The 9,443-nt window shown below is 74.6% G+C and carries 8 protein-coding genes; all 8 read left to right on the forward strand.

The features are described from left to right. The first annotated feature begins 6 nt into the window (after window positions 1–6). A complete protein-coding gene (locus tag ACIQTO_RS34045) occupies window positions 7–894 on the forward strand; it encodes an SIS domain-containing protein (protein WP_402396399.1) in 888 nt (295 codons plus the stop codon). Next, window positions 891–1,841, forward strand: a complete 951-nt coding sequence (locus ACIQTO_RS34050) for an ROK family protein (protein ID WP_402396402.1) — start codon at window positions 891–893, stop codon at window positions 1,839–1,841. The genes ACIQTO_RS34045 and ACIQTO_RS34050 overlap by 4 nt, the downstream gene beginning before the upstream one ends. After that, a complete protein-coding gene (locus ACIQTO_RS34055) occupies window positions 1,838–2,830 on the forward strand; it encodes a 1-phosphofructokinase family hexose kinase (RefSeq protein ID WP_402396405.1) in 993 nt (330 codons plus the stop codon). The genes ACIQTO_RS34050 and ACIQTO_RS34055 overlap by 4 nt, the downstream gene beginning before the upstream one ends. Window positions 2,831–2,860: 30 nt before the next feature. Then, complete coding sequence (locus tag ACIQTO_RS34060; RefSeq protein ID WP_402396407.1) at window positions 2,861–3,724, forward strand: ketose-bisphosphate aldolase; 864 nt, start codon at window positions 2,861–2,863, stop codon at window positions 3,722–3,724. A gap of 62 nt (window positions 3,725–3,786) precedes the next feature. After that, on the forward strand, window positions 3,787–5,553 hold the full coding sequence (locus tag ACIQTO_RS34065; protein ID WP_402396410.1) for a beta-galactosidase family protein: 1,767 nt from the start codon (window positions 3,787–3,789) through the stop codon (window positions 5,551–5,553). Between the two features lie 393 nt (window positions 5,554–5,946). Further along, window positions 5,947–7,260 carry an extracellular solute-binding protein gene (locus tag ACIQTO_RS34070; protein WP_402396412.1) on the forward strand — a complete coding sequence of 438 codons (1,314 nt, stop codon included), beginning with the start codon at window positions 5,947–5,949 and terminating at the stop codon, window positions 7,258–7,260. Window positions 7,261–7,334: 74 nt separating this feature from the next. Beyond that, a complete protein-coding gene (locus tag ACIQTO_RS34075) occupies window positions 7,335–8,291 on the forward strand; it encodes a carbohydrate ABC transporter permease (RefSeq protein ID WP_402396415.1) in 957 nt (318 codons plus the stop codon). Continuing rightward, entirely contained in the window at window positions 8,288–9,208 is a 921-nt protein-coding gene (locus tag ACIQTO_RS34080) for a carbohydrate ABC transporter permease (protein WP_402396417.1), read from the forward strand. The genes ACIQTO_RS34075 and ACIQTO_RS34080 overlap by 4 nt, the downstream gene beginning before the upstream one ends. The last annotated feature ends 235 nt before the right edge of the window (window positions 9,209–9,443 follow it).

Below are 9,443 nucleotides of genomic sequence, written 5' to 3' on the forward strand. Positions count from 1 at the left end.
TGGCCGATGGCGACCCACGTCGAGGCCGAGATCACCAGCCAGCCCGACTGCTGGCGCCGTGCGGCGGAGCTCGCCGCGGCGGACTGCGCGGCGCTCCCGGAGGCCGGCGAACGGGTCGCGGTGATCGGCTGCGGGACCTCGCTGTTCATGGGCCAGGCGTACGCCGCGCTCCGGGAGTCGAGCGGGCAGGGCATCACCGACGCCTTCGCCGCCTCCGAGTTCCCCGGCATCCGCGCCTACGACCGCGTGATCGCGCTGACCCGCTCCGGCACCACGACCGAGGTCCTGGCCCTGCTGGAGCAGGTGCGCGGCAAGGTCCGTACCTCCGCGATCACGGCCGACCCGGACACCCCGGTGATGTCCGCCGCCGACGACCTCGTCGTGCTGGACTTCGCCGACGAGCGGTCCGTGGTGCAGACCAGGTTCGCCACCACGGCGCTGACCCTGCTCCGGGCCCACCTGGGCCTGCACAGCGGGGCGGTGGAGCGCGACGGCCGGACGGCCCTGGCCGAGCCGCTGCCCGAAGGCCTGCTGGAGTGCGCCCAGTTCACCTTCCTCGGCACCGGGTGGACGGTCGGCCTGGCGAACGAGGCCGGCCTCAAGCTGCGCGAGGCCGCGCTCGCCTGGACCGAGGCCTACCCGGCCATGGAGTACCGGCACGGGCCGATCAGCATCGCCGCGCCGTCCACCGCCACCTGGGTGCTGGGCAGCGCGCCGGCCGGGCTGGCCGACCAGGTACGGGGGACGGGCGCGCGCTGGATCGAGGGCCGGCTGGACCCGCTCGCGGAGCTGGTGCGCGTCCACCGGCTGGCGGCCGCGCTGGCCGCCGCGAAGGGCCTGGACCCGGACCGGCCGCGCAACCTGACCCGGTCCGTGGTCCTCGCCGGCTCATGACCGGGGAGCGTCAGGTCGTCGCCGTGGACGTCGGCGGCACCGGCATCAAGGCGGCGCTGCTGGACCGGGAGGCGGCCGTCCGGCACCGGGAGTGGCGGGCCACCGGGCGCGAACACGGCCCCGGGGCCGTCGTGGCCACCGTCGTCGGGGTGGTCACCGACCTGCTCCGGCAGGCCGAGCGGCAGGGCGTCGGGGTCGACGCCGTCGGCGTGGCGGTCCCGGGCATCGTCGACGAGACCACCGGGACCGGCGTCCACTCCGCCACGATCGGCTGGCGGGACGTCCCGTTCCGGGACCTGCTGGCCGAGCGCACCGGCCTGCCCGTGGTCGTCACGCACGACGTGCGGGCGGGCGGCGTGGCCGAGGCCCGGCTCGGCGCCGGGCGCGGCGAGGAACGCTTCCTGTTCGTCCCGATCGGGACGGGCATCGCCGCCGCCGTCATGACCGGCGGCCGGGCCGAACCCGGAGCACACCACCGGGCCGGGGAGATCGGCCACCTCGTGGTGCGCCCCGGCGGCGAGCCGTGCGTCTGCGGGGCGCGCGGCTGCGCCGAGACCTACGCCTCGGCCGCCGCCGTGGCGCGGCGCTACACCGCGGCCACCGGCCGGCCCGCCCCCGCGCCGGAGGTGGCCCGGCTGGCCGCCGAGGGCGACCGGGCGGCCCGCGCGGTCTGGGACGAGGCGGTCGACGCCCTGGCCGACGCCCTCCTGACGGCCGCCCTGGTGCTGGACCCGCCGCTGGTCGTGCTGGGCGGCGGGCTCGCCGAGTCCGGCGACCTGCTGCTCACGCCGCTGGCCGCGGCCCTGGCCGGGCGCACCCGGATCCAGGTGGCCCCGCGGCTGGCACCCGCCGCGCTCGGGGACCGCGCCGGCTGCCTGGGCGCCGGACTGCGCGCACTGGACGCGACGGCCGGCCGGGCGGCCCCGGCGGGGAGGCCGGCCCCGTGATCGTCACCGTCACCCCCAACCCGGCCCTGGACCTCACCTACGACCTGCCCGCCCTGCGCCCGCACACCAGCCACCGGGTGGCCGCCGTCCACGAACAGGCCGGTGGCAAGGGGGTGAACGTGGCCCGGGTGCTGCACGGCCTGGGCCGCCGCAGCACCGCGGTGCTGCCGCTCGGCGGGCCCACCGGCGCGGCCGTCCGGGCCGACCTCGACCGGTCCGGCCTCGCCCACCTGGCCGTCCCGCTCGCCGCCCGGTCGACCCGGCGGACCGTCGCCCTGGTCGACCCCGTCGACGCGACCCTGCTGAACGAACCCGGACCGGAACTCCGCGCCGAGCACTGGAGCGCGCTCCGCGCCGCGGTCCGAAGCCTGCTCCCCACCGCCCGGGCCCTGGTGCTCTCCGGCAGCCTGCCCCGCGGCGCGGCACCCGGGGCCTACGCCGACCTGGTCCGCCTCGCCCACGCCGCAGGCGTCCCGGTCCTCCTCGACGCCGACGGCCCGGCGCTCACCGAGGCACTCGCGGCCCGCCCCACCGTCGTCAAGCCGAACGCGGTCGAGCTGCGGCGGGCCACCGGAATCGCCGACCCGCTCGACGCGGCCCGGGAGCTGGTCGGCGCGGGCGCGCGGACGGTGGTCGCCTCGCTCGGCCCCGACGGGCTGCTCGCCGTCACGCCCGACGGCAGCTGGCGGGCCCGTCTGCCACCGGCGGTCACGGTGCGCGGGAACCCGACCGGTGCGGGGGACGCGGCGGTCGCGGCGCTGGCGGCGGCCCTCGCGGACCGCGCGCCCTGGCCGCGGGCGCTGGCCGACGCGGTGGCGCTGTCGGCCGCCGCGGTACGGGCCCCGTACGCCGGCCGCTTCGACCGGCGGGCCTACCGCACCTACCTGCCACTGGTCGACGTCAGGCCGGTCGGGGCCGCCCCGACCGGGCCCGCCGTCGCTTCGGATCCCCCGGCCGCACCCGCCGGCCCGTCCGATCCCTCGTCCTGACGTGCGCGCCCCCACCCCACAGGAGACCTCATGCCCTTGGCAGCCACCGGCGAACTGGTCGCGCGGGCCGCGGCCCGGCACGGCGCCGTCGCCGCCTTCAACGTCATCACCCTGGAGCACATCGAGGCCGTCGTCGCCGCCGCCGAGACCGCCGGCACGCCGGTGATCCTCCAGGTGAGCGAGAACGCGGTGCGGTTCCACGGCGGGCGGCTGGCCCCGCTGGCCGCGGCCGCCGTGCGCTCCGCCGAGCCGAGCACCGTCCCGGTCGCGCTCCACCTGGACCACGTGAAGAGCGGCGACCTGCTGCGCCGGGCCGCCGACTGCGGGTTCAGCTCGGTGATGTACGACGCCGCGCACCTGCCCTACGCGGAGAACGTCGCCGCCACCCGCGACGCGGCCGCCTGGGCGCACGCCGCCGGGCTCTGGCTGGAGGCCGAACTCGGCGAGGTGGGCGGGAAGGACGGCCGGGGACCGCTGGCCGCCCACGCGCCCGGCGCCCGCACCGAACCCGCCGAGGCGCGGCGCTTCGTCACGGAGACCGGCGTGGACGCCCTCGCCGTCGCCATCGGCAGCTCCCACGCGATGACCTCGCGCGACGCCCGGCTCGACCACGACCTGCTCGGCGCGCTGCACGAAGCGCTCGACGTCCCGCTCGTCCTGCACGGCTCCTCCGGAGTCCCCGACGACGAACTGCGCCGGGCCGTCGCGGGCGGTATCACCAAGGTCAACATCGGCACCGCCCTGAACATCGCCATGACGGCCGCCGTCCGGGCCCACCTGGCGGGCGACGAGCGGACCGTGGACCCCCGTTCGTACCTGGCCGCGGGCCGCCGCGCCGTCACCGAGGCCGCCGGCCGGCTGCTGCCGACCATCGCGGCGGCCCGCGTCGGGTGAGCCGGCCCGCCCTCCCCGGGCCCGTCGTCACACCCTCGCCCCCACCCTCCCGAGGACCAGCCATGATCCAGATCTCCCCGACCGGGTTCACGCTCGACGGACGCCCGCTGCGCGTGCTGTCCGGAGCCGTGCACTACTTCCGCAGCCTGCCCGAGCAGTGGCCGCGCCACCTGCGCATGCTGCGCGCGATGGGGCTCAACACCGTCGAGACCTACGTCCCCTGGAACCTGCACGAGCCGACCCCCGGGGCCTACGACTTCTCCGGCATCGCCGACCTGGAGGCCTTCCTCCGGGCCGCCGCGGACGCCGGGCTGTACGCCATCGTGCGCCCGAGCCCCTACATCTGCGCCGAATGGGAGAACGGCGGCCTGCCCTGGTGGCTGCTGGCCGACCGGAACACGCGGCCGCGCACCAGCGACCCGCGGTTCCTGGCCCGGGTCGACCGCTGGTACGACACGCTGGTCCCACGGCTGGCCGGGCACCAGACCACCCGGGGCGGGAACGTCCTGATGGTGCAGATCGAGAACGAGTACGGCTCCTACGGCACCGACCGGGACTACCTCGCCCACCTCGCCGACGGTCTGCGCGCCCGGGGGATCGACGTTCCGCTGTTCACCTCCGACGGGCCGGAGGACTTCTTCCTCACCGGCGGCACGCTCCCCGGGCACCTCGCGACCGTCAACTTCGGCAGCCGCGCCACGGAGGCCTTCGCCGAACTGCGCCGCCACCGCCCCCAGGACCCGCCGATGTGCATGGAGTTCTGGAACGGCTGGTTCGACCACTGGGGCGAGCGGCACACCACCCGCTCCGCCGAGGACGCCGCCGCGGCGCTGCGCGAGATCCTCGAAGCCGGCGGGTCCGTCAACCTCTACATGGCCCACGGCGGCACCAACTTCGGGACCTGGGCGGGGGCCAACACCGCCGACCCGCGCACCGGCCGGGGCTACCAGCCGACCGTCACCTCCTACGACTACGACGCGCCGCTGGACGAACGGGGCGCCCCCACCGCCAAGTTCCGGGCGTTCCGCGAGGTCCTGTCGGCGTACGCGGACGGCCCGCTGCCGGAGCCCGAGGAACTGCCGGCGACGCTGGCGCCGCGCCTGGTGGAACTCGACCGGTACCTGCCGCTGTCGGACGTCGTGGACCACCTGTCCACCGGAGAGGTCCGCTCCCCGGTCCCGCTCTCCTTCGAGGAACTCGGCCTCCCGCACGGCCTGGTCCGCTACCGCACCACGATTCCCGGCCCCCGCGCGGAGCACCCGCTGACCGTCGAAGGGCTCGCCGACCGGGCCCACGTCCGTGTCGACGGCGCCCACCTCGCCACCCTGGAGCGCGACACCGCGTACGAGCCGCCGCTCGTCCCGGTACCCGGCGCGGGCGCCCGGCTGGAACTCCTGGTCGAGTCGATGGGCCGGATCAACTACGGCGCCGGGATCGGGGACCGCAAGGGCGTCGCCGCCGTCCTGCACACCCAGCAGCACCTGCACGGATGGACCGCCGACCCGATGCCGCTGGCCGACGGCACGCCCGACCGGCTCCCGTGGGACACCGCCGGCGCCCCGGCCGGCGGCCCCGCCCCGGCCTTCCACCGCGGCACCTTCGAGATCGAGGAGCCGGCCGACGGCTACCTGGCGCTGCCGGGCTGGACCAAGGGCTACGTCTGGGTCAACGGCTTCCTGCTCGGCCGCTACTGGGACCGGGGCCCCCAGCACACGCTCTACCTGCCCTGGCCGGTGCTGCGCGGTGGGTCGAACGAGATCACCGTGCTCGAACTCGACCGGTGCGGCGAACCCGCCGTGCACCTCGTGGCCGGGCCCGACCTCGGCTGACGTGAGCCGCGTCAGCGGCCGTGGCAGCGGCCGCGATGCGGCGCGCGACACGGCTCGCCGGACGGCGGGCCGTGTCGAAACCGAAACCGCTTCGTGCTCCGTTCCCTCTAGGAAGATGCTCGATATTGAGCAATACTCCTCGATACTGAGCACCTGAGAGCATCTGTAGCGCAACGCGAGGCTCTGACGGGCAGCGCGACCACCCAGTCGGAGACTGATCCGGCCCTCGCCCGGCGAGGACGCCGCCGACGCGGCGACAACTCCCGGCCGGCTCCGGCCACCGAATCGGCCCCCGCCGACCCCCACCGCACCCGGACCCGCCCGCGCCGGCCGCTTCCCACCCGACGCCGCGCCGCGACGACCGAGGGCCCGTACACGTAAAGGACCACTTCCATGGCGAAGACACGAATCCGCACCCGCATGCTGGCCGCCGCCGCGACGCTGCCGCTGCTCGCCGGCGTCGCGGCCTGCGGATCGGGCGGCGACGGCGGATCGAGCGGCGCGGGGGGCTCCGAGGTCACCTTCTGGGGCTGGGCGCCGGGATACGAGGAGGCGGTGGCCCAGTACAACGCCGGCCACCAGGACGCCCAGGTCAAGTTCGAGAAGATCGTGCCGGGCAGCAAGGGCGGCTACGCCAAGATCTTCGCGGCCGTCAAGGCCGGCAACGCGCCCTGCCTGGCCCAGGTCGGCTACGAGTCGCTGCCGAGCTTCGTCGTGGAGGGCGCCGTCCAGGACGTCGGCAAGGAGGCCGCCCAGTACCAGCCGCAGTACGGTGAGGCCGCCTGGAACGCCGTCAAGGTCGGTGGCCAGGTGTACGGCATCCCGGTCGACATGGGTCCGATGGCCCTCTACTACCGCACCGACCTCTACGCCCAGTACGGCCTCAAGCCGCAGGCCACCTGGGAGGAGTTCGCCGCCGACGCGGCCAAGCTGCGCGCCGCGAACCCGAACGGCTACCTCAGCGTGTTCAACCCGGACGACCCCTGGTGGTTCGCGGGCATGTCCGCCCAGGCCGGCGGCGGCTGGTTCGGCACCGACAGCAAGGGCTGGAAGGTCTCGCTGGCGAGCGACCCGGGCACCGCCAAGGTCGCCGGGTACTGGCAGGGCCTGGTCGACAAGGGTCTGGTCAAGTCCGAGCAGAGCTACACCCCCGACCTCTACAAGGACATGCAGGACGGCACGCTCGCCGCCTACCCCGGACCGGTCTGGTTCTCCGCCATCCTCGAACAGAACGCGGCACAGGCGGCCGGCAAGTGGGCGGTCGCCCCGATGCCGCGATGGCAGGGCGGCACCAATTCGGTCGGCAACGACGGCGGTTCGTCCACCGCGGTCGTGAAGGGCTGCAAGAACACCGCCGCGGCGCTGCGGTTCGCCAACTGGATGAGCACGGACGCCGCCGCCGTCGGCACGCTCGTGGAGAAGGCCGGCATCTACCCGGCCTCCACCAGCGGCACCTCGGTGCCGGCCCTGGCCAAGCCGAGCGCGTACTTCGGGGGCCAGCCGATCTTCGACGTCTTCAAGCAGTCGGCGGCGCAGGCCGCCCCGTGGAGCTGGGGCCCGACCATGACCCAGACCGCCAGTGACCTCACCGACGCCTTCGGCGCGGCGGTCGCCTCGCACGGCGACCTGACCGCGGCCCTGGGCACCGTCCAGAACAAGACCGCCGACGCGATGAAGGCCAAGGGGCTGACGGTCACCACCGGCTGACCCGGACCGCCGGCGGGCCCCCGCGGACCGCCGGCCCCGGGACCGACCGACGCCCGTACGAAAGAGAAACCCAGATGAGCGCAGCAACCCCGGTGGTGACGGGCCGTACCGGCCCCGGCACCGCCGCCACCCGACGGGGGCCGGCCCGCAACCGCGCCGCCCTCGGCTTCCTGCTCCCCTTCGGCCTGCTCTTCACCGCCCTGTTCCTGCTCCCCATCGGGTACGCGGTCTGGCAGAGCCTGTTCCGGATCGAGCGCTCCGGCCTCGGCTTCGGCCCGGCCCGGACGGTCTTCGCGGGGATCGACAACTACACCGCGGCCCTGGGGGACGGCTCGTTCCTCGACGGTATCGGGCGGGTCCTGTTGTTCGGCGCCGTCCAGGTGCCGGTGATGCTCGGTCTGGCCCTGGGCCTGGCCCTGCTGATCGACGCCAAGGGCGCCCGGTTCAAGAAGTTCTTCCGGCTCGCCTACTTCCTCCCGTACGCGATCCCCGGTGTCGTGGCCACCGTGCTGTGGGCCTTCCTCTACCTCCCCGGCACCAGCCCGCTCGTCGCCGGGCTGAGCGACATCGGCATCGAGGCCGACTTCCTCTCCTCGGAGACCGTCCTGTGGTCGATGGCCAACATCGTCACCTGGACCTGGACCGGCTACAACATGCTGGTCATCCTCTCCGCGCTGCAGGCCATCCCGAGCGAGCTCTACGAGGCCGCCGACCTCGACGGGGCCGGCGGCTGGCGGATCGCCTGGCACATCAAGATCCCGCTGGTGGCCCCCGCCCTGGTGCTCACCGGGATCTTCTCCATCATCGGCACCCTCCAGCTCTTCACCGAGCCGATGGTGCTGCACTCGCTGACCTCGACCGTCTCCGCCGACTACACGCCCAACATGGCGGCGTACAACGCGGCCTTCGGCAACAACGACTACGGCAAGGCGGCGGCGATCGCCGTCCTGCTGGCGCTCGCGACCTGCGTCCTGTCCTTCACCTTCCTGCGCCTCTCGGTGCGCATCACCGGAAACCGGGTGACCGCATGAGCACCGCCGACCTGAAGCGCCGCCCCACGAGCGCCGGAACGGCCCCGGCCCGCACCCGCCGGCCCGCCCCGCGGGGCCGGCCGGCCGGCCGGCGCCGGCCCAACGTCCTGGGCACGGCCGTCCTGTTCGTGCTGTCCGCCTACTTCCTGCTGCCCGCCTGGTGGCTGCTGGTGGCCTCCACCAAGAGCAGCAGCGACCTCTTCGGCAGCGGCGGCTTCTGGTTCTCCGCCCTCCACCTCGACGACAACCTCCACGAGCTGGCCACCGCCAACAACGGCCTCTACTTCCGCTGGCTGCTGAACACCGTGCTGTACGCGGGCGTCGGCGCCGCGGCGGCCACCCTGCTCGCGGCGATGGCCGGGTACGCGCTCACCAAGTACCGGTTCCGGGGCCGCGAGGCGGTGTTCAACACGATCCTCGCCGCCGTGCTCGTCCCCGCGCCGCTGCTGGCCCTGCCGGTCTACCTGCTGCTCTCCGAGGCCCACCTGGTCAACACCGTCTGGGCGGTCCTGCTGCCCAGCACGGTCAGCCCGTTCGGCGTCTACCTCAGCCGGATCTACGCCGCCGCGTCCGTCCCGGACGAGATCCTGGAGGCCGCCCGGATGGACGGCGCGGGGGAGTTCCGGATCTTCTTCACGGTCGTCCTGCGGATCTTCTCGCCGGCGCTGGTCACCGTCTTCCTGTTCCAGTTCACCACCATCTGGAACAACTTCTTCCTGCCGCTGGTCACCCTCTCCGACCAGAAGCTCTGGCCGGTCAACCTGGGCCTCTACTACTGGAACGGCCTCAAGGACCACACTCCGTACAACCTGGTCGTCACCGGCTCCCTGGTCTCGGTCGTCCCGCTGGTCGTCGCGTTCCTGCTGCTCCAGCGGTTCTGGCGGACCGATCTGACCGCGGGCGGCGTCAAGGCCTGAGCCAACGGTGGAGACGGTCGGGCCGGCCGGCGGCACCTCGGGATCGGAGTACGAAGGATGACCATGACAGCCACCGGACAGGCGGTTTCACAGCGGCACCGGGGACGGCTCCCGGCCCCTGGGGCGGTGACGGCGTGAGAACCGCGCGAATCGAATCGGCGGCCCGGCCCGCGGGCATCGCCCTGACCGGTGCCCGGCTGGTCCTGCCGGGCGGTGTCGTCGAGGGCGACCGCCT

This window comes from Kitasatospora sp. NPDC091207 (assembly GCF_044768625.1).
Taxonomy (GTDB): domain Bacteria; phylum Actinomycetota; class Actinomycetes; order Streptomycetales; family Streptomycetaceae; genus Kitasatospora.

What these genes read in the sequence shown, in the direction of transcription:
- ACIQTO_RS34060 (WP_402396407.1), top strand. Translation starts at nt 2,861, where the DNA reads ATGCCCTTGGCAGCCACCGGCGAACTGGTCGCGCGGGCCGCGGCCCGG.
- ACIQTO_RS34065 (WP_402396410.1), top strand. Translation starts at nt 3,787, where the DNA reads ATGATCCAGATCTCCCCGACCGGGTTCACGCTCGACGGACGCCCGCTG.
- ACIQTO_RS34075 (WP_402396415.1), top strand. Translation starts at nt 7,335, where the DNA reads ATGAGCGCAGCAACCCCGGTGGTGACGGGCCGTACCGGCCCCGGCACC.
- ACIQTO_RS34050 (WP_402396402.1), top strand. Translation starts at nt 891, where the DNA reads ATGACCGGGGAGCGTCAGGTCGTCGCCGTGGACGTCGGCGGCACCGGC.
- ACIQTO_RS34080 (WP_402396417.1), top strand. Translation starts at nt 8,288, where the DNA reads ATGAGCACCGCCGACCTGAAGCGCCGCCCCACGAGCGCCGGAACGGCC.
- ACIQTO_RS34070 (WP_402396412.1), top strand. Translation starts at nt 5,947, where the DNA reads ATGGCGAAGACACGAATCCGCACCCGCATGCTGGCCGCCGCCGCGACG.
- ACIQTO_RS34045 (WP_402396399.1), top strand. Translation starts at nt 7, where the DNA reads ATGGCGACCCACGTCGAGGCCGAGATCACCAGCCAGCCCGACTGCTGG.